Consider the following 20,041-nt stretch of genomic DNA (forward strand, 5'->3'; position numbering starts at 1 on the left):
AAGGCCCGCCCCATATCATACATTCAGAACTGTTTGATCAGGCGTTCATGCCGCTATCGACAGTGAATTCTGAACCGGTGACCACTTTGGCCTCAGGCCCGGCAAGCCATGCGACAAGCCCGGCTGTATCATTGGCATCGCTGTAATCGGGGATGGCCATGATACGGCGCGCAGCATCGGCGATGTCGCCTTCTGCCGGGTTCATGTCGGTTTCGGTCGGCCCCGGATGAACGACATTGACCGTGATCTTGCGCGGCCCCAAATCACGGGCGACCCCACGGGTAAAGCCGATAAGCGCCGATTTTGACAGGGCATAAAGGCTTAGTCCCGGCCATGGCACCCGGTGCGCAAGGTTACTGCCGGTCGTAATGATCCGACCACCATCGGGCATATGAGCCAGTGCTGCCTTGGTCGCCACGAAAACCGCGCGGACATTGACATCAACCGTGCGGTCAAACTGCTCAATGCTAAATTCGTCAATCGGTGCGAATTCAATAATCCCTGCATTATTGACCAGAATATCAATCTGCCCAAATTGGGCGGCCGCCTGATTGATTGCCGCTTCAATCTCATCGGCATTTCGGTTGTCGGCCTTTATCGCCACGGCCGTGCCGCCCGATGCCTCAATTTCCCTGACCACATCACGAGCCCGGTCCGGGGCACTGACATACGTAAGCACAACTTTGGCGCCTTCCTGTGCCAGCCGTTTGGAAATGGCCGCTCCAATTCCGCGTCCGCCGCCAGTGACGAAAGCAACTTTTCCTGTAAGGTTCTGCATCATGAATTCCTTTTATGTAACGATCATTACATAATTGATGACAACCTTGTTTTTCTGCGTCAAGTGATTTATGTAATGATCACTATAAAATCAGGAATACAGAGCATGGCAACACGCGGTAGACCCCCCGCATTTGACCGGGACAATGCACTGGACAAGGCCCTGGGCCTGTTCTGGGAAAGGGGATATGACAATACGTCCATGGCCGAACTGAGCGCGGCCATGAAGCTGAACCCGCCCAGCATCTATGCTGCCTTTGGCGGGAAAGAAGCGTTGTTTGATGAAGTGATCGCCCATTACAACAAACATCACGGCACCTTGATCTGGGCTGATCTGGACCGTTTCAAACATCCAAAAGACGCAACACGTCATGTTCTGGTCGCGTCTGCAAATGCCTATACGCGTGAAGACACACCGCATGGCTGTCTGGTTGTACTGGCCGCACCGCAGGAAAACTCAAATCATGCAACGGTCAATCAGACCCTTTGCAGTCATCGCCGCTCGGTCACGAAAACCTTGCGCAACCTCTATGCCGAGGGTCAACGACGCGGCCACATTCCAAGGAACGCCAATATCGATACCATGGCTACCTATTACGCGACCGTTCAGATTGGCATGTCGATACAAGCCCGCGATGGCGCGACCCGCGAGGAGCTGATCGCTGTTGCCGATGCCGCAATGACGACATGGCCAAACCTGACCAGCACCTCGCTTGCACGACGCTAAAGCAAGCTCATCTGGTTAATAAATGGTGGTTCCCGCCACATCCGATTTGCCTCTGGCTGAACCGGTATGTGGGTGATCTACCGATGTACGATCCACAAGATCAACAATCTCGGAAATCACCTTGGCCAACTGATAATCCTTGGGCGTATAGACCGCCGAAACGCCCATCTGACGCAGCACCAGCATGTCAGATTCCGGGATAATCCCGCCGACAACGACCGGGATATGACCGGCCCCTTGGGCACGCAGCCCGTTGACCACTTCACGCACCAGCGGCACATGCGACCCGGACAGGATCGAAAGACCGATGACATGCGCGCCGTCTTCGATGGCATTGCGTACCAGTTCCTCTGGCGTCCAGCGAATGCCTTCATACAAAACCTCGATCCCGGCTTCGCCCGCCTTGACCGCAATCTGTTCGGCCCCGTTGGAATGACCATCCAGACCCGGCTTACCGACCAGCATCTTCATGCGTTCGCCAAGCTTGTCAGAAACCTCATCAACGCGTTTGCGCAAATCCTGAAGGTTTTCGGCATCCCCGGTCACGATCATCGATGTAATCCCGGTCGGCGCACGGTATTCGCCAAATACGTCGCGCAGGGTTTCCGACCACTCGCCGGTGGTGACCCCGGCATGGGCACAGGCGATGGAACTTTCCATGATGTTGCGGCCTTCGCTGGCGGCTGACTTCAAATCGGTCAGCGTGGCATCGACTTCGGCCTGATTGCGCTCCGACCGCCAGGCTTTAAGTTTTTCGATCTGGTCCTGTTCGGCCATGTCATCGACGGTCAGGATCGATTTCTCCCCCGATGTCAGCGGCGATGGTTCGGTTTCAGTAAAGGCATTCACACCGATCACCTTTGTCAGGCCGCTTTCGATATCGGCCAGACGCAGCGCGTTTGATCGCACCAGTTCCTGTTTCATATAGCCGCGATCAACTGCGGCAATCGCCCCGCCCATCTCATCGATCTTTGCAAGTTCTGCCCGCGCGCCTTCCTTAAGCGCGCCGACCTTGCGTTCAATCGCCGGGTTGCCGTCAAACAGGTCTTCATATTCCAGAAGATCAGTTTCATAAGCCATGATCTGTTGCAGGCGCAGCGACCATTGCTGGTCCCACGGACGCGGCAGACCAAGGGCCTCGTTCCAGGCGGGCAACTGCACGGCGCGCGCCCGGGCATTCTTTGACAGAACCACCGCCAGCATCTCGATCAGAATACGATAGACGTTATTTTCCGGCTGCTGTTCGGTCAGGCCCAACGAGTTGACCTGAACGCCATAGCGGAACCGGCGATATTTGGCGTCTTCGATGCCGTAACGGTCGCGCGTGATTTCATCCCAAAGTTCGCAAAATGCCCGCATCTTGCAAATCTCGGTAACAAAGCGAATCCCCGCATTCACAAAGAATGAAATGCGCCCGACCACCTTGGCAAAGTCTTCTTCGGGCACCTGCCCCGAATCGCGCACCGCATCCAGAACCGCAATCGCCGTTGCCAGCGCATAGGCCAGTTCCTGTTCGGCCGTCGCCCCGGCTTCCTGCAAATGATAAGAGCACACATTCATCGGGTTCCATTTCGGAACCTCGCGATAGGTAAAGGCCGCGACATCGGTAATCAGCTTAAGGCTGGGTGCCGGCGGGAAGATATAGGTCCCGCGCGACAGGTATTCCTTGATGATGTCGTTCTGGGTCGTGCCCTGCAGGCTGGCGCGCGCGGTACCCTGCTTTTCGGCCACCGCAATATAAAGTGACAAAAGCCAGGCGGCTGGCGCGTTGATCGTCATCGACGTGTTCATCTGATCAAGCGGGATGCCGTCAAACAACGTCATCATGTCACCCAGATGGGAAACCGGAACGCCAACCTTGCCGACTTCGCCACGCGCCAGAACATGGTCAGAATCATACCCCGTCTGGGTGGGCAGATCGAAGGCCACCGAAAGCCCGGTCTGCCCCTTTGCCAGGTTCTGACGATACAGCGCATTTGATGCCTGTGCGGAGCTGTGCCCGGCATAGGTCCGGATCAGCCACGGGCGATCGCGTTCCGGCTTTGCTGCGTTGCGCTTGTTTTCCATCGACATCGCGACCTCTTGTATTTTTATTACTCAATGTCTTTACGATAATTACGCCTGAACGTTATTAAATTATCTACTAGACATCACTAGGGTAATTATATAACAATTTGTGCAACGCGATAAAAGCGAAAACAAATATCACCCAGGTTATCCTTGCTGAAATTCCGCAGGAAACCGGGAGATGCCCGGGGAAAATAAAATAAATTCCGTGGCTTGGAGGATCCGTCGACCGCAACGCAGCATCGGTAATTTAATTACCCTGCAAACCGGATCGACCCCGAACAAGGAGTGAAGGCCATGAATACGTCTGCTGAAGTGCTGCCTTTCCGTGGCGGTCAGGAAGAAAAAGATCTTTATGAAATTGGCGAAATCCCGCCATTGGGCCATGTGCCAAAGAATATGTATGCATGGGCGATTCGCGAAGAACGCCATGGCGAACCCGATACGGCCATGCAGTGCGAAGTTTTGCCGGTGACCCAACCCGACAGCCATGAAGTGCTTGTTCTCGTGATGGCGGCCGGGGTGAACTATAATGGTGTCTGGGCATCCCTTGGCAAACCGATCTCGGTCTTTAATGTCCATGATTGCCCGTTCCACATTGCCGGATCGGATGCATCGGGCATCGTCTGGGCGGTTGGATCGAAAGTCACCCGCTGGAAAGTCGGCGACGAAGTGGTCATTCACTGCAATCAGGATGACGGCGACGACGAAGAATGTAATGGCGGCGATCCGATGCTGTCCCCGACCCAGCGTATCTGGGGCTATGAAACGCCAGACGGATCCTTCGCCCAGTTCACCTGTGTTCAGGCACAGCAGCTCATGCCGCGTCCCAAACATCTGACCTGGGAAGAAAGTGCGTGCTACACGCTGACCCTTGCCACCGCCTATCGCATGCTGTTTGGCCATCGCCCGCACATCCTGCGTCCGGGGCACAATGTGCTGGTCTGGGGCGCGTCGGGTGGTTTGGGCTCGATGGCGATCCAGCTGATTACAACGGCCGGGGCCAACGCAATTGGCGTCATTTCCGATGAAACAAAGCGCGACTTTGTTCTGGGACTGGGTGCCAAGGCCGTGATCAACCGCAAGGATTTCAATTGCTGGGGACAGCTTCCCACCGTCAACGGTCCGGAATTTGGCGACTATATGAAAGAAGTCCGCAAATTCGGCAAGGCGATCTGGGACATCACCGGCAAGGGCAATGACGTCGACATCGTCTTTGAACATCCCGGCGAACAGACCTTCCCGGTATCGTGCAACGTTGTAAAACGCGGCGGCATGGTTGTGTTCTGTGCCGGCACCACCGGCTTTAACCTGACCTTTGATGCGCGCTTTGTCTGGATGCGCCAGAAGCGTATTCAGGGCAGCCACTTTGCCAACCTGAAACAGGCGGCACAAGCCAACAAGCTCGTGATCGAACGCCGTCTGGATCCGAGCATGTCTGAAGTGTTCAGTTGGGAAGATATCCCGCGCGCCCACATGAAGATGATGCGCAACGAACACAAACCCGGCAACATGGCCGTTCTGGTGCAGGCAAAGCGCCCGGGAATGCGCACCCTTGAAGAAGCAGTCGAAGGCTAGTCCCACATTAATCTTCGACTGATAGCTGGCACCCCGCGCGCATTCTCGCCCGATCTGCGCATGGGGTGCCACCACCCTTTATGCTTTGATGCATTCATAACTGATCCGCGCAATCGCCCCACAGGATTGCACGACGAGGACCTGATCCGAGGACCCGAAGAATGACGAACAACGCCCTTTTGCCTGACCTCGAACGTTTGTGCGATGACGCCCTTGCGGCACTCAGCCCGGTTTATGATGCGGCCGAATATGCGCTGCGGACTGCTGTAACGGTCGATGGCCGGGTCAATGCCGATGCCTTTGATGACAACCAGTTTGCCGCACACGGCTTTGCCTGGTTCACCACCTATGTCACCGCCCTTGGGCAGATGAAGGCATGGGCAAACCGCCTTAAGGATCAGGGCAAGTTCGGCAATCTCGAACAACTGATCCTGCAATCGGCGTTTGGGGAATATCTGGCCCAGATCATCGGTGGCATTCCGATGTCACAGGGTGAAATCATCCGTCTTTCGACCCTTGGCGTTTCTGATGACCTGATTGCATCCCTTGCTGCCAACCCATCGGTTGCGACCCTTGCACGTGGTGGCAATTCCGATGCCGCGCGCCGGGCGATTGCCGCTGAAATCGAAGACAGCCTTGATACCGGTCGCTTTGGCGAAACCGGTCTTGAAGACGAAACCCTTGATATGGTGCGCGATCAATTCCGCCGCTTTGTTGAGGAAAAGGTATCGCCGCATGCTCATGGCTGGCACGAACGTGACGAGCTGATCCCGATTGAAATCGTCAATGAAATGTCTGAACTCGGCGTGTTCGGCCTGACCATCCCCGAAGAATTCGGTGGCCTTGGCATGGGCAAAACCGCGATGTGCGTTGTCACCGAGGAACTGTCGCGTGGCTATATCGGTGTCGGGTCACTTGGGACACGTTCTGAAATTGCCGCCGAACTGATCCGCCTTGGCGGGACCGACGCGCAAAAGGAACACTACTTGCCCAAACTGGCATCGGGTGAAATCCTGCCAACTGCGGTTTTTACCGAACCCAACAATGGATCGGATCTGGCCCACCTGCGCACGCGTGCGGTGAAAGATGGCGATACCTATAAGGTCACTGGCAACAAGACATGGATCACCCATGCCGCACGGTCTGATCTGATGACGCTTCTGACCCGCACCAACCCCGACGAGTCCGGTTATCGTGGCTTGTCGATGCTGCTGGCCGAAAAACCGCGTGGCACCGATGAAAACCCGTTCCCGGCCGACGGCATGTCAGGTGGCGAGATCGAGGTTCTTGGCTACCGCGGCATGAAGGAATACGAACTGTCCTTTGACGGGTTCGAAGTCCCGACCGAGAACCTTTTGGGTGGCGAAGAAGGCCAGGGCTTCAAACAATTGATGGCGACCTTTGAGTCGGCCCGTATTCAGACCGCAGCCCGTGCTGTCGGCGTCGCCCAGAACGCGCTTGAGATCGGCATGCGCTATGCCAAGGATCGCATCCAGTTTTCCAAGCCGCTTTACGCCTTCCCGCGCGTATACGGCAAAGTCGCATGGATGGTGGTTGAAACCATGATCGCGCGCCAGCTGACCTATTTCTCGGCCTTTGAAAAGGATCAGGATATCCGCTGCGATATCGAGGCCGGCATGGCCAAGCTTCTGGGCGCGCGCGTCGCATGGTCGAATGCCGATAACGCCCTGCAGATTCACGGCGGCAACGGCTATGCGCTTGAATATCAGATCAGCCGCGTGCTGTGTGATGCGCGCATTCTGAACATTTTCGAAGGGGCTGCCGAAATTCAGGCACAGGTGGTCACGCGCGGCATTCTGACCCGGTGAACGACATAACATTCTGAAATACTGATAAAATTCTCATTCGAACCGTGGCCCCCGTGAACAACGAGGGCAAACTTGGCCCGCCGACACTGGCGGGCCTTTTTCCATATCAACCTAAAGTATGATATATTTTGGACTTACCAGTAGTGATACACTCCCCAAAAGCACACGCAGACCACTGAAAGTCTGTGAAAAAAATCGGGCTAAAAGGTCCGCCGGGAATAAGGGAGAGAATGGCAAATGAATCACAGCTCTGCAATGCCAGAAAGTACAATCTATGCGCGTATAAATGCCGCCACGGAATTGTTTGCGCAACATGGAGAACAGCTTGCAGAAAATCTGGTCACCGAACTTTTGGGGATCGGTCAAAGCAGTGCTGGGCCTAGTGATCCGCAACATCATGTTGCCGAACTGTCCCGACATTTTGCAACGCTGATCAACGCAAACAGCTCTGATGCATTCAACCAATGCTTTAATGAGCACGTTCTGGCCAATGCGGTCATAGGACTGGCTCCTGATCATATTGTACTGGCCTACCACAAGGTTTCAGCACTTTGCGCAACGCTTGCCGCGCGGTCCAAGGGCGGCACTGAGGCGGCTGATGCGGCGCGATGCCTGCTGATGGCGGATATGGGCAGCCTGATATCGGCGCGCCAGACTGTTTTGGCCAACCAGCGTTCGGCCTCTGAAATCCAGTCGATGTCGGAAATCATCGAACGTGAAACCGACAACATCATTTCCGAGGTCGGCTTCCAGGCCGGGCGCACCAATGACGTGGCGCAGGCCATGGAAAGTGATGCCAGCGAGCTTTCCCAACTGGTCGAACGCATCACTGCCACCACCGAAGTCGCCAGCAGCAATGTCGCCACCGTGGCATCCGCGACCGAGGAGTTGCAGGCATCCAGCCACGAAATTGCCGAACGTATTCATAAAACCAATGACATTGCCAGTCAGGCCGTCACCCGCGCCCAGGAAACATCCACCACCATGGGCAGCCTGTCGGAAACCGCGACCGAGATTGGCAAGGTTGTTGATATCGTCAAACGCATTTCTGATCAGACCAAGATGCTGGCACTCAACGCCACGATCGAGGCCGCACGCGCCGGCGACGCTGGCAAGGGTTTTGCCGTGGTCGCCAACGAGGTCAAGAACCTCGCCACCCAGACCGAAAAAGCCATCCTTGATATCAACGCCCAGATTACCGCGATTCAGGGTGCCACATCCGAGGCGGTCACCGCGATTGAGGGCATCGGCGGCGCGATTGACGAAGTCAGCCAGCTTTCAAGCGATATCTCGGCATCGGTCGAACAACAAACAGCAGCCATTGCCGAAATCTCGACAAGTGCGCAGGAAGTCTCCACCCACATGCAGGGGATTTCCGGCGACATCGAACTGGCGAGCCACAAGTCGCACAATGCCAGCCAGACGGCGGAAAACCTTCGCATTCTGTCTTCGAATATCCGCAATGATATCAACGAGATGGAAACGCGCTTCCGCATGGTTCTGCGCAGCGCGGACAACACCAATCGCCGTCACGAAGAACGGGTTCCGATTGCGGTTGATATCAAGGTCGACTTTGGCAATGGTGATGTGCGCCAAGGTGTGACGGCGGACATGTCGCTTGCCGGCCTGCTTGCCCGTATTGATGCCAGCGAAGATGACCGCAACAAAGCAATCACGATTACGATGACCGATGGCACCCGGCTCAAGGGGACGGTCAAAGCGTACTCAACACTCGGAACCCACATCCAGTTCACCGAAATCGACGACGAAGCAACCAAGGTCATTTTGGGACTGCTTAAGAAAACCCACGAACATGACGCCAAGATTGCCGATCTCGGCAAGCAACTGGCCGGCGAGTTGGGCAAGGTTCTTGAAGGCGGTTTGCGCAGTCACGAATTCACCCACGATGATCTGTTCAACACCCGCTACGAGCCGATTGACGGCACCGATCCCAAGCAGTTCATGACGCCGTATGTGCCCTTTACCGACCGCAACTTCACCCCGCTGCAAGAAGCCATTCTTGCAAAGGACGAACATATCGTCTTTGCCGCCGGTGTGGATACCAACGGCTATCTGCCGACCCACAACAAGGTCTACAGCCAACCGCAACGACCGGGCGAACCCGCCTGGAACATGGGCAACTGCCGCAACCGGCGCATCTTTGATGACCGTGCCGGTCTGATGGCCGGGCGCAACACCAAGCCCCACCTGCTGCAGACCTATTTCCGTGACATGGGCAACACCGTCGTCTTCATGAAGGAATGCGACGTGCCGATCATGGTCAATGGCGAACAGTGGGGCAACCTTCGGATCGGTTACAAATCCTAGGCACTGCCAAACCAATCTGGATAACGAGCAAGCGAAAAGCGGGCGGTTCCATCACGGACCGCCCGCACTCTATTCAACGCCAAACTCTGTTTTCCCTATCTGAAATCAAACAGCTCCTGATGGAAGGCGTAGCTGTGCAATCCGGCTGCCACCAGATCGTTTTTGACATCTTCGCCAAATTGGCGCGGTCCACAGAACCAGACTTGGGCTTCTTGCCAATGGGGCACATCAGAACGGATTTTCTCGCCGGTCAGAAAGCCGTCGCGCGCATCACGCCATTCACGCAACCGAACACCGGCACGCCCGGCCAGGTCGTTGATCCGCGCCATCAGTTCGGGATCGCAATGCGGCGCAGCCTGATAAAAATCGATCTCAAGCTTTGCCGGATTGGCCACCAGATCTTCAAGCCAGGCAACAAACGGCGTCAGTCCGATCCCACCGGAAATCCAGATCTGATGGCGTTTTTCCCGATCCAGAACAAAGGTGCCATAAGGCCCCTCAAGCGCCACCCGGTCGCCCGGCTTCAATGTTTCGTAAAGCGTGCTGGTATAGTCGCCCAGTTTTTTGGCGATAATGCTCAGGCCCGGAACCCCGTCGCGCCAGGCAGACGCAATGGTAAACGGATGCGCTTCCTTGCTATTGCCAAACCGGACAAAGGCGAACTGCCCGGCAAGATGGCCTTTCCACCCGCCATCCGATCTGATCGCGATCTGAAGCGATTTCATTTCCGGAAGATAATCAACCTCGATCACCTCGCCGGCGGATCGGCGCCCTGCCCCGATTTGGCCAAACAGAACAATGATGGATGACACCGCGCCGACCATCAACATCACCGCCAGAACATAGCCGACCGGTGTCGCCCAATTGGCGAAATCAAGCAAAACGATGCTGTGATAAACCAGCACAAGATAGACCACTGCCAGAACCGTGTGGGTCTTGGCAAACCAGCGATACGGGATGCGTTTGATCAACGCGATCAGGATCAAGGCAACGGCAATATAGAACGCCCACTCCCCAACGGTTTCCGCCAGCCCGCGCTGCTCATTAAACAGCGATTGCGCCCAATGCAGGCCCGTCCCATCCGGCCTTGACCCACGCAGCCCCCGTTCCAGAAGGCCAAGCGCAACACCCCATTTCGGCGCCATCCGCCAGGCCCAGTGCAGGGTCGCTACGACAAGCACAGCAATGCCAAGCCACTTGTGCAGCCGATATGCCTTATCAAGCCCGCCCAAGCGTCGCGTCAGCCACACAGGCCGAACCGACAACAACAAGATCAGGCTCATCATGCTGATCGCAAGGAAGCCCGAATACTGAACCATAAAATGGCGAAGGCTGATAAAACTGGATGCCGCAAAAAGATCGGGGTTTGAAGCCAGCCAGATACCGGTCATCAACAGAATAAAGGCAACAAAGACCTTTGAAATCGTTCTCATGACCGGCCTCCATCCGCTAATGAGTGATGCCGTGGGCGATTGAGCGCAAAGGTTTGCACGCACCCCGACATCAATTCATTAAGGTTACCAGACCGCACCTTTTGGTTCGTTGCGATTCGTCAGTTCAGCGAAATAGATCAGCTGTGCGATTGCAGGATCGCTTGGGCGATTTCGCGTTCGACATCTTCCGGATAGGCATAAAAGCCCGGCTTGAACGACGTCGCCCCGCCCGATGCCAGCCAGTCGATCCCGCGGATCAGAATGGCCGAGAACGGATCAAACAGATCCTTGCCCGATCCCCCCATACCGGGTGCAAGGTTCAACAAGCTCCCCCGATTGAGAAGATACACCTCGCGGCTGTTATCAAGCTCGAACCGTTCGATATGACGGCGCATTTTCGTGCGCGTCTGGGTATCGAGCCATTTGACGTCAATCTCGGTATTGGAATGCCCGACATTGACCAGGATCGCGCCGCGACGGCACTGCTTGATCTGTGCAGCACCCAGAATGCCCGAAAGGCCGGTGGCGGTCACAATGATCGCGTTTTCTTTCAGGCCATCTTCAAGGCTGACAACCCGGCAGCCATGATGCTGCGCCTCAAGGGCGCGGACCGGGTCGCGTTCGGCGACCGACACCACCGCACCAAGATTGCGCGCCCGTTCAGCCACACCACGCCCGACCGGGCCAAACCCGATCACAAGAACCGTACGCCCATAAAGTGCCAGCCCCGTCACATTCGAAAAGACCGGCCACATTTCCTGTGCCACATGGTGGCGGTTATGCAGACGATCCTTGATCGCGATATCGTTCCAGTTAAACACCGGGAAGGAATAATCGAGCTTCTCAACGCGATGCACGCCGGTCGTGGTGGCTTCAAGCGCACCATCGACCTTGTGGCCCTTCTTCACGAACGCCTCAATCAGTTCCCCGCCCATATCGGCAATGATGTCTGCGGGCTCGGACGACAGAATATCGATGCTTTGGGCATATTCATCAGGCGTCATGCCCGAAAAGGCATGGACCTCCACCCCATGGGCGGCAAGGTAGGCGGCGGCCGCATCGTCAGTACTATCGGGATTACAGGCGCCAACCTTGACCTTGGCCCCGGCCTTCACAAACGGCAGCAAGGTGGGAATGGTGTCTTCAAGAACGTGCTGGAAACTGACGATGGTTTTGTCGCGCAGATCGCGCTTGGCGACATAGTTCCCGTATTTCGCCGTCACCGGGCAAATCACCTCGCGCCAGGCAAGAGTTTCGTCGGTGATTTGTTGGGCAAGGGCGGCGTCCTTGATGCGGCTGGTCATGAATTGGTCTCTTAACTTCGTGGGACAATGGATCATCCCCTAATTAAGGCCAGCCTGACCGGATGAAAAGCATTTGTCTCCGTCCGGTCAAAATCAACGGCGATTAATCGCGGGCCGGGATGTTCAGTCCGCGCTGAACGGCCGGGCGATCAAGGCCACGCTCCAGCCACGCCGGAACGTTTTTGAACTCGTGATAATCAACAAGACTACCCGCGTCATAGAAACCGATCAGGTTGCGCACCCAGCCAAGCGACGCAATGTCGGCAATGCTGTATTCATCGCCCATGATCCAGTCACGGCCATCAAGGCGGGTTTCAAGCACGCCCAGAAGCCGCTTTGATTCCTTGCGATACCGATCCAGCGGACGCTTGTCTTCGATCTCCTTGCCGGCAAATTTGTGGAAGAAGCCAAGCTGACCAAACATCGGGCCAAGCCCGCCCATCTGGAAATAAACCCACTGGATCGCCTCGATCCGCTTGGCCGGATCGACAGGCAATAACTTGCCGGTCTTTTCCGCCAGATACTGAATGATCGCACCCGATTCAAACAGACCAAGCGGTTTGCCATTCGGTCCATGCGGATCAATGATTGCCGGGATTTTGCCATTCGGGTTCAGCGACAGAAATTCCAGCGTCCAGGTTTCATCTTCGCCGATATTGATTAGATGCGGCTCATAGTCCAGCCCGGTTTCTTCCAGCATGATCGAAACCTTCACCCCGTTGGGCGTCGGCAGGGAATAAAGCTGGATAATGTCCGGATTTTGCGCAGGCCAGCGTTTGGTAATCTCGAAGCTCGACAGATCAGCCATGATAAAGCCCTTTTGAAATCGTTATAGTGTTGACCATAACATTTAGACGATCATGGAAGATGCGCCACCGGCAATCTGGCAACTTATTGTTTCCAGTCCGGTGCTCGCTGCTTTGGAACCTTGCAAAAAACAAAACCGGCCTGCTTAAAACAGGCCGGTTTCGTCTTCTGCGACTGCTCGTACCAGGTGACTGCGAACCACCGATTGGCTTGATTTACCAGGCGCGGTATTTCAGGAATTTACCATCAAGGGTAATGACAACGCGGTCGCCCTTCGGGTCTTCCTTGCGTTCGATATACATTTCGTAGTCGATCGCGCTCATGATGCCATCGCCGAATTTCTCGTGGATGATTTCCTTGATGGTTTCGCCGTACACACCGACGATTTCATATAGGCGATAGATTGCAGGATCGGTCGGCACCGCCTGATCCCAGATTTTCATCGGGCATTCCTGCATGACAGCCGATGCTTCGGGCGGCAGGTCAAACAGGGCAACCAGCATGTCGGCCTTGTCCTTTGGCGCGGAATTCATGCCAAAACAAACCGAAGTCGTCCATACCGGCGACATGCCGATCTTGCTGGCGACCTCTTCCCAGCCAAGGCCTTTGGCCTTTTTGGCTTCGATGATCATTTCTTTGACATCTGCTTTTTTCACAGCTTTTCTCCTTCTAAGTAATCAACGTGCAGGTGATTTATTCCACCGGGCTGGTGGCCGGCTTGCGGTTGTCTTTGGGATCTGAAACCACCCCATGTGCGCCAAAACGCACGATGGATGGCTCGCTTGGCGTGCCTTCCTCCTGCTTGCCGGCAAGTGCCTTGGAGCGGGTGGCAAGGAATTCGACCAGGTGGTTTCGGATGTCGTAATAGTCGGAATGGTGAATGATGTTGGCGCGTTCGCGTGGGCGCGGGATATCGACCTGAACCGATTCTGCGACACGGGCATAAGGCCCGTTGGTCATCAGCAAAATACGATCCGCCAACAGGATGGCTTCATCCACATCATGGGTGATCATAAAGACCGTCTGGTCCGACCCTGACCAGATGCGGATCAATTCATCCTGAATGCTACCACGTGTCAGGGCATCAAGGGCCCCGAACGGCTCATCCAAAAGCAACAATTCCGGCTGGATCGCAAAGGCGCGCGCGATTGACACACGCTGACGCATGCCGCCCGACAATTGCGATGGCTTGCGAAGCTCCGCCCCGCCAGCCAGCCCGACCATTTCCAGATACTTCATCGAATGGTCGTGAACCTGTTTCTTGCTCCAGGATTTATAGCGCGCCTGAACGGCAAAGGTGACGTTCTTGAGCGCTGATAACCATGGCAGCAGGGAATAGTTCTGAAACACGATCCCGCGATCAAGGCTGGGACCGGAGACCTCCTTGCCATTCATGATGACCGCCCCTTTGGTCGGTTCATCAAGACCAGCCAGAATGTTCAGGATTGTCGATTTGCCACAGCCGGAATGGCCGATGATGCAAACAAACTCCCCCTTCTCGATCCCCAGATTGACGTTTTCAAACACCGTCAGGGCTTCACCGCCCTTTGGCGCCTGAAAACGTTTGGTCAGGTTTTGCAAACTCAGGAATGGTGTCGACATATCAGGTCTCCTTATTCCTGGTACTGCACGAGACGTGCGCAATAGGCGAAGGCGGTATCAAGCAACATCCCGACAACACCGATCATCAGGATCGAGAACACCACGCTGGTCAGATCAAGGTTGTTCCATTCGTTCCAGACGTAGTAGCCAATCCCCGTCCCACCGACGAGCATCTCGGCAGCCACAATCACAAGCCATGCAATGCCAATCGAAATCCGCATGCCGGTCAGGATGGTCGGGGCCGCAGCCGGAAGGATGACGATCCAGGCGGTTTTCAATGGTCCAAGTTCATGGGTGCGCGCCACATTGACCCAGTCCTTGCGAACCCCGGCCACACCAAAGGCTGTGTTGATCAACATCGGCCAGATCGAACAGATAAAGATCACAAAGATCGCCGATGCCTGACTGTCCTGAATGACAAACAGCGCAAGCGGCATCCATGCCAGTGGGGAAATCGGGCGAAGGACCTGAATAAACGGATCAAGCGCCTTGTACATCAGGGGCGACATCCCGATCAGGAACCCGACCGGAATGGCAATTGCCGCCGCAAGGAAATAACCGCTCAGCACGCGATAAAGCGAATAGCCGATCTGGATACCAATGCCCTTGTCGTTGGGACCGGCGTCATAGAACGGGTTGCTGAGCTCCTCCCATGCCTTGGCGATCACGTCCGAGGGGGGCGGCACAGCGGCCTTTGGCTCTGCCCCGCCCATCAGAAGTTCATATTCCGTAAGTTCGCCAGCGAGTTGTTGTTTTGGGCTGGCGGCCTCCCAAAGACCAAGGAAGACCGCCAGAAGTACAAGTGACAACACCAACGCCCTGGCATTGAGCGATGCCAGCATATCAGCTTACCCCTTTGCCGATGGCAAAGCTGTTGACATAGGCTTCAGGCTGATCGGGATCGAACGTCTTGCCCATGATGGTATAGCTTTTGTAAGTCTCGGTCGGCGCTTCATAGCCAAGCTCTTTCATGATCTTGGCGCAATCGCTCGCGACATAGACTTCTTCGGCGATCTTCTTGTAATCGACATCGCCCTCGATATAGCCCCAGCGTTTCATCTGGGTCAGTATCCAGACCCCCATCGAGTGCCATGGGAACGGATCGAAATCGATGCGGTCCGGCACGTTTTTCACTTCGCCCAGACCGTCGGCATAACGACCGGTCAGGACCTGCTCAATCACCGGAACCGGCTGGTTCAAATAGTTCGCCGGTGCGATGGCAGCCGAGATTTCCTTGCGGTTTTCCGCCTTGGCGGCGTACTGGGTCGCATCCACGATGGACTTAAGAAGTGCGCCATAGGTATTCGGAAGTTCTTCGGAGAACGCCTTGGAACATGCGAATGCACAGCACGGATGGCCTTCCCAGATATCCTTGGTCAGCGTGTGCAGGAAGCCGATCTTTTCCCAAACCGCACGCTGGTTAAACGGATCCGGTGACAGATAACCATCAAGGTTACCGGCACGCAGATTTGCGACCATCTCGGGCGGCGGAACGACACGGATCTGGATGTCTTTATCCGGGTCCAGGCCATGCTCGGCGACGTAATAGCGCAGCAGGAAGTTGTGCATCGAATATTCGAACGGCACACCGAACTTGAAGCCCTTCCACTGCTTGGGATCACGTTTATCAAGGTGATCGTTATGCAGGACAATCGCCTGACCATTGATGTTTTCAACGGCCGGCATCAGGAACGGCGTTGCGGTCGAACCCGCCCCCATCGAAATCGCCAGCGGCATCGGGGTCAGCATGTGCGACGCGTCATATTCATTGTTCAATGACTTGTCACGCGCAACTGCCCAACCGGCGGTCTTGATGACATCAACATCAAGGCCGTATTTCTCATAAAAGCCCATCGGCTGGGCCATGATGATCGGCGTTGCGCAGGTGATCGGCACAAAGCCGATATTAAGCTTGGATTTTTCCGGCGTGCCCAGATCATCAAGAATGGCGGCCTTGACCTTGTCGATTGGCAGGACCGAGGCAAGGGCTGCCATCATGGTGCTGCCACCGACCATTTTGGCAAACGAACGACGCGAAATGTCGTTATGACCAAACACCGAACGCACAATTGCGCTGTCGATGGCACGATCAAGCATTTCTTCGCTGCTTTCCGGCGTTTTGGCATCCATATCGCCCATATCACTATGGGCCGGCATGCTGGCCAAATCGTGTTTTACGCCATGGTCATGGTCTTTATGTGATGCATGTGTATGCCCATCTTTTGACGAACAAACATCACAGCCGCATGATTTGCTGTGACGCAGATCGGTATCGCCACTAAATGGATTGCCCAGACTTTTGACTGACATGTGATCACCCCCTGTGTTGTTACGCCGCCAGAAAGGCAGCACCAGATGTTCACAGTCTCTACAGCAACGGGCGTGCCATTTTGTGCGATGCGTCATTTTTCGTTGAAAACGCTGGACTCTTGCGCCTTTGAGTGAGACGCTAACCACATACGAAAAATCGTAATTCACGAAATATCGTAGTAAATATTACGATATTTCGTAGGAGTGTGTAATGAGGATCAGTGAAATCAATCCCCTACCGGTGATGATTGAAAACCTGCATTTGCAGGCATTGCTCGCCCACACCCATCCAACCTTGCTGATTCACCCCAAATCCGACCGGATTGTCTTTGCCAATCAGGCTGCTGCCAACCTGTTGGGGCGCAGCATCGAAGAGCTTCTGGCCACCTCGATGAGTGCGCTGCACAAAGGCCAGGTGCCCAGTCTGGTCGTGTTTAGCGAGGCCGCCTTTTATCACGGATTTGCCTGGACCCGCGGGCTGGACCTGACCCGTCCCGACGGCACCGAACTGAAACTTGAACACGAAGCCCGGTCGCTCATTCTGGACGGCGAAGACTATCTGACCGTGACGATTTCGGACCTTGATGCCCGCCATCGCCGCGATGTGGACTCGGAGGCCGATGATTACCTGCGCGAAGGCATCGCCGAATGGCGCCGTGCCGAACGGTTTTTCCGCGAAATGGAACGCGAAAACCAGCTGATCCTGGGTGCGGCTGGCGAAGGCATTTACGGGGTTAACAGCGACGGGATCACGACATTCGTCAATCCGGCGGCCGAGCGCATGCTGGGCTGGACGGCCGAGGAGTTGGTTGGCCGCGAAATCCATTCGATCATCCACCATTCGCACGTCAATGGCGACCCGTATCACGCCGAACAATGCCCGATTTACAACGCCTTTCGCGAAGGCATCGTCAGGCGGGTCGATGACGAGGTCTTCTGGCGCAGCGACGGCAAACCGATCCGGGTGGAATATACCTCCACCCCGATCCGTGACCATGGGCTGGTGATCGGGGCGGTGATTGTTTTCCGTGACATCACCGAACGTAAAATCGCCGAGGAAAAGCTGCATGCCGCCTTGGCCGAGGTTGATCGCCTGCGTGAACGGTTGGAGCTTGAAAACGCCTATCTGCAGGAAGAAATCCTTTCAACCAACAACCACCATGAAATCATCGGCCAGTCCGATGCCATTCAGGGTGCACTCAAACAGATCGACCTTGTTGCGCCGACCGACGCCAACGTTCTGATCACCGGTGAATCTGGCACGGGCAAGGAACTGATTGCACGCGCCATTCATCAGGCCAGCGCGCGATCCGATCGCGTTCTGGTGCGTGTAAACTGTGCGGCAATCCCGCACGAACTGTTTGAAAGCGAGTTTTTCGGCCATGTCCGCGGCGCCTTTACCGGGGCTGTGCGCGATCGTGTCGGACGGTTTGAACTGGCCGATGGCGGCACGCTGTTTTTGGATGAGGTCGGGGAAATCCCGCTGGAGCTTCAAGGCAAGTTGTTGCGTGTTTTACAGGATCAGAAGTTCGAGCGCATTGGCGAAGAGCGCACGCGCGAGGTCAATGTCCGACTGATTGCCGCGACCAACCGCGATCTTAAGGAAGAAGTCCGTCAGGGACGCTTCCGTGAAGACCTGTATTTCCGCCTCAACGTTTTCCCCATCGAATGCCGCCCCTTGCGCGAACGGCCCGACGACATCCCACCGCTGGCATCGCACTTCCTGCGCAATATCTGTCAGCGTCTTAATATCGCGCAGCCAACACTCACCAAGGGCCAAGTCCGCGCCCTGCAAAACTATGGCTGGCCGGGGAATGCGCGCGAACTGGAAAACGTCATCGAACGCGCAGCCATCCTCGCCCACGACGGCAAATTACATTTCGATCTGCCCGAACAGGGCGGGCGCGACAGCCGCAAATTAGCAACCCCTGCGACAGAACCCGACAGCAAACCGGAAAAAACCGTACTGACCCGGGGTGAGCTGCGCCAGACCGAATATGAAAACATCATCCATGCACTGACCATGACCAAGGGCAAGGTGTTTGGGGAAAATGGTGCGGCGGCGCTTCTGGATATCAAACCAACCACGCTGGCATCGCGTATCAAGAAATTCAAAATCGACCGTCGCAGCTTTGCGGCAAACGAAACCATCGACTAATTGCCAAAATTGCCATCGTCTGGTTGCCTGTTGCGTCCGTTTGGCGCAGCATGTCTCCGCCGGGCGCGGTATAAGTCAGCAGGCAGAAACAGGGAAGAAACAGGAATGGCTGGTTTTTTACAGATTGGTGTTTTGCTTGCGATGGCAGCTGTCGCCGGGGTCCTGATCATGGGCATCGTTTCGATGGCACGCGGCAAGGATGCACGCAAACAGAACAAACTGATGCAAATGCGCGTCCTTTTGCAGGGCCTGGCCCTGTTGCTGCTTTTCATTCTGTCGCTGATGGCGGTCGGTTCCTAAGCCAGGCATACGCCTTGAACACACAAACCAGGATTACGGACGGCACATGGTTCAACTGACTCGTATCTATACAAAATCCGGTGACAAGGGCAAAACCGCCCTGGGCAATGGCACGCGCGTTGCCAAAAATGATGTGCGCGTAGAGGCCTATGGCACCGTTGATGAAACCAATGCCGTGATTGGTGTCGCCCGCCTGCATGCCGATGGCGACGTCGATGAGATGCTGGCCCGAATCCAGAACGATCTTTTTGATCTTGGGGCTGATCTGTGCACGCCGGGCGATGGCAGCGACGATAACCCCGAACGGCCCGCCCTTCGCATTACCGCCAAGCAAACCGAACGCCTTGAGGCCGAGATCGATCAGATCAACGAAGCCCTTGATCCGCTGAAATCATTCGTTCTGCCCGGTGGCAGTGCGCTTTCGGCACAACTGCATGTCGCGCGCACGGTTTCGCGCCGGGCCGAACGCCTTATTGTCGAACTGGCCGGGATCGAGACGATCAATCCCGAGGCCGTGCGCTATATCAACCGGCTGTCTGACCACATGTTTGTTCTCGCCCGCCACGCCAACAATGGCGGCAAGGATGATGTTCTCTGGAAGCCTGGGCTAACCCGATAAACTGACGTGATAACAAGATTATCGGACAAAATCCTTGTTCCCTTGCGGATTTTTGCCGTATCAAGACGGCGAAGGGCATCAAGATTTTCGTGAAGTAGTTGTCGTTAACGTCAACACCTTTACGTAAATTGACAACCTGCGTAGCACTACCTATTGTGCGTCGCGGGGAAAACATTACCATGCGGGCCAACGCAAACTGCCT

At 55.6% G+C, this 20,041-nt stretch carries 16 protein-coding genes; 7 read left to right on the forward strand and 9 right to left on the reverse strand.

The genetic code is table 11. From position 1 onward, the window contains the following. Positions 1-37: 37 nt before the first annotated feature. Positions 38-778, reverse strand: a complete 741-nt coding sequence (locus tag FHI25_RS03175) for an SDR family oxidoreductase (protein WP_210515040.1) — start codon at positions 776-778, stop codon at positions 38-40. Between the two features lie 105 nt (positions 779-883). On the opposite strand from FHI25_RS03175, the gene FHI25_RS03180 reads away from it, so the two are divergent. Continuing rightward, complete coding sequence (locus tag FHI25_RS03180) at positions 884-1,504, forward strand: TetR/AcrR family transcriptional regulator (protein WP_210515042.1); 621 nt, start codon at positions 884-886, stop codon at positions 1,502-1,504. 15 nt (positions 1,505-1,519) lie between these two features. On the opposite strand, the gene FHI25_RS03185 is transcribed toward FHI25_RS03180, so the two are convergent. Continuing rightward, the gene (locus tag FHI25_RS03185) at positions 1,520-3,577 is read right to left on the reverse strand and encodes a protein meaA (RefSeq protein WP_210515044.1); all 2,058 of its coding nucleotides are present in this window, start codon (positions 3,575-3,577) and stop codon (positions 1,520-1,522) included. A 291-nt stretch (positions 3,578-3,868) separates the two neighbouring features. On the opposite strand from FHI25_RS03185, the gene ccrA reads away from it, so the two are divergent. The 3 genes from ccrA to FHI25_RS03200 all read left to right on the forward strand — a co-directional run bounded on the left by ccrA (position 3,869) and on the right by FHI25_RS03200 (position 9,306). Next, a complete protein-coding gene (ccrA, locus tag FHI25_RS03190) occupies positions 3,869-5,149 on the forward strand; it encodes a crotonyl-CoA carboxylase/reductase (protein WP_063088554.1) in 1,281 nt (426 codons plus the stop codon). 161 nt (positions 5,150-5,310) lie between these two features. After that, the gene (locus FHI25_RS03195; RefSeq protein ID WP_008889178.1) at positions 5,311-6,978 is read left to right on the forward strand and encodes an acyl-CoA dehydrogenase family protein; all 1,668 of its coding nucleotides are present in this window, start codon (positions 5,311-5,313) and stop codon (positions 6,976-6,978) included. Positions 6,979-7,215: 237 nt separating this feature from the next. Next, on the forward strand, positions 7,216-9,306 hold the full coding sequence (locus tag FHI25_RS03200) for a methyl-accepting chemotaxis protein (protein ID WP_210515047.1): 2,091 nt from the start codon (positions 7,216-7,218) through the stop codon (positions 9,304-9,306). Positions 9,307-9,401: 95 nt separating this feature from the next. On the opposite strand, the gene FHI25_RS03205 is transcribed toward FHI25_RS03200, so the two are convergent. From FHI25_RS03205 to FHI25_RS03235, 7 genes are all read right to left on the reverse strand, one after another. After that, on the reverse strand, positions 9,402-10,739 hold the full coding sequence (locus tag FHI25_RS03205) for a ferric reductase-like transmembrane domain-containing protein (RefSeq protein WP_210515050.1): 1,338 nt from the start codon (positions 10,737-10,739) through the stop codon (positions 9,402-9,404). Between the two features lie 137 nt (positions 10,740-10,876). Further along, entirely contained in the window at positions 10,877-12,043 is a 1,167-nt protein-coding gene (locus FHI25_RS03210) for an adenosylhomocysteinase (RefSeq protein WP_210515053.1), read from the reverse strand. 103 nt (positions 12,044-12,146) lie between these two features. Continuing rightward, positions 12,147-12,851, reverse strand: coding sequence for a glutathione S-transferase N-terminal domain-containing protein (locus FHI25_RS03215; RefSeq protein WP_210515056.1), 705 nt, complete (start codon positions 12,849-12,851; stop codon positions 12,147-12,149). Between the two features lie 214 nt (positions 12,852-13,065). Beyond that, positions 13,066-13,506 (reverse strand): cyanase, encoded by a 441-nt coding sequence (cynS, locus tag FHI25_RS03220; protein WP_008889173.1) that lies wholly within the window; start codon positions 13,504-13,506, stop codon positions 13,066-13,068. A 37-nt stretch (positions 13,507-13,543) separates the two neighbouring features. Then, on the reverse strand, positions 13,544-14,452 hold the full coding sequence (locus FHI25_RS03225) for an ABC transporter ATP-binding protein (RefSeq protein ID WP_210515059.1): 909 nt from the start codon (positions 14,450-14,452) through the stop codon (positions 13,544-13,546). Positions 14,453-14,463: 11 nt separating this feature from the next. After that, on the reverse strand, positions 14,464-15,294 hold the full coding sequence (gene ntrB, locus FHI25_RS03230) for a nitrate ABC transporter permease (protein WP_008889171.1): 831 nt from the start codon (positions 15,292-15,294) through the stop codon (positions 14,464-14,466). A gap of 1 nt (position 15,295) precedes the next feature. Further along, positions 15,296-16,762, reverse strand: coding sequence for a CmpA/NrtA family ABC transporter substrate-binding protein (locus tag FHI25_RS03235; RefSeq protein ID WP_210515062.1), 1,467 nt, complete (start codon positions 16,760-16,762; stop codon positions 15,296-15,298). Positions 16,763-16,973: 211 nt separating this feature from the next. Between FHI25_RS03235 and FHI25_RS03240 the strand changes: the two genes are divergently transcribed. From FHI25_RS03240 to FHI25_RS03250, 3 genes are all read left to right on the forward strand, one after another. Next, a complete protein-coding gene (locus FHI25_RS03240) occupies positions 16,974-18,920 on the forward strand; it encodes a sigma 54-interacting transcriptional regulator (protein ID WP_210515065.1) in 1,947 nt (648 codons plus the stop codon). Between the two features lie 105 nt (positions 18,921-19,025). After that, a complete protein-coding gene (locus FHI25_RS03245; protein ID WP_008889168.1) occupies positions 19,026-19,220 on the forward strand; it encodes a twin transmembrane helix small protein in 195 nt (64 codons plus the stop codon). A gap of 46 nt (positions 19,221-19,266) precedes the next feature. After that, on the forward strand, positions 19,267-19,839 hold the full coding sequence (locus FHI25_RS03250) for a cob(I)yrinic acid a,c-diamide adenosyltransferase (protein ID WP_063088544.1): 573 nt from the start codon (positions 19,267-19,269) through the stop codon (positions 19,837-19,839). The last annotated feature ends 202 nt before the right edge of the window (positions 19,840-20,041 follow it).

Source organism: Thalassospira sp. ER-Se-21-Dark, assembly GCF_017922435.1.
GTDB lineage: Bacteria > Pseudomonadota > Alphaproteobacteria > Rhodospirillales > Thalassospiraceae > Thalassospira.

Bases quoted from the DNA above. Each gene is read 5' to 3' on its own strand.
- FHI25_RS03175 (WP_210515040.1), bottom strand. From the start codon at position 778: ATGCAGAACCTTACAGGAAAAGTTGCTTTCGTCACTGGCGGCGGACGC.
- FHI25_RS03180 (WP_210515042.1), top strand. From the start codon at position 884: ATGGCAACACGCGGTAGACCCCCCGCATTTGACCGGGACAATGCACTG.
- FHI25_RS03185 (WP_210515044.1), bottom strand. From the start codon at position 3,577: ATGTCGATGGAAAACAAGCGCAACGCAGCAAAGCCGGAACGCGATCGC.
- ccrA (WP_063088554.1), top strand. From the start codon at position 3,869: ATGAATACGTCTGCTGAAGTGCTGCCTTTCCGTGGCGGTCAGGAAGAA.
- FHI25_RS03195 (WP_008889178.1), top strand. From the start codon at position 5,311: ATGACGAACAACGCCCTTTTGCCTGACCTCGAACGTTTGTGCGATGAC.
- FHI25_RS03200 (WP_210515047.1), top strand. From the start codon at position 7,216: ATGAATCACAGCTCTGCAATGCCAGAAAGTACAATCTATGCGCGTATA.
- FHI25_RS03205 (WP_210515050.1), bottom strand. From the start codon at position 10,739: ATGAGAACGATTTCAAAGGTCTTTGTTGCCTTTATTCTGTTGATGACC.
- FHI25_RS03210 (WP_210515053.1), bottom strand. From the start codon at position 12,043: ATGACCAGCCGCATCAAGGACGCCGCCCTTGCCCAACAAATCACCGAC.
- FHI25_RS03215 (WP_210515056.1), bottom strand. From the start codon at position 12,851: ATGGCTGATCTGTCGAGCTTCGAGATTACCAAACGCTGGCCTGCGCAA.
- FHI25_RS03225 (WP_210515059.1), bottom strand. From the start codon at position 14,452: ATGTCGACACCATTCCTGAGTTTGCAAAACCTGACCAAACGTTTTCAG.
- ntrB (WP_008889171.1), bottom strand. From the start codon at position 15,294: ATGCTGGCATCGCTCAATGCCAGGGCGTTGGTGTTGTCACTTGTACTT.
- FHI25_RS03235 (WP_210515062.1), bottom strand. From the start codon at position 16,762: ATGTCAGTCAAAAGTCTGGGCAATCCATTTAGTGGCGATACCGATCTG.
- FHI25_RS03240 (WP_210515065.1), top strand. From the start codon at position 16,974: ATGAGGATCAGTGAAATCAATCCCCTACCGGTGATGATTGAAAACCTG.
- FHI25_RS03245 (WP_008889168.1), top strand. From the start codon at position 19,026: ATGGCTGGTTTTTTACAGATTGGTGTTTTGCTTGCGATGGCAGCTGTC.
- FHI25_RS03250 (WP_063088544.1), top strand. From the start codon at position 19,267: ATGGTTCAACTGACTCGTATCTATACAAAATCCGGTGACAAGGGCAAA.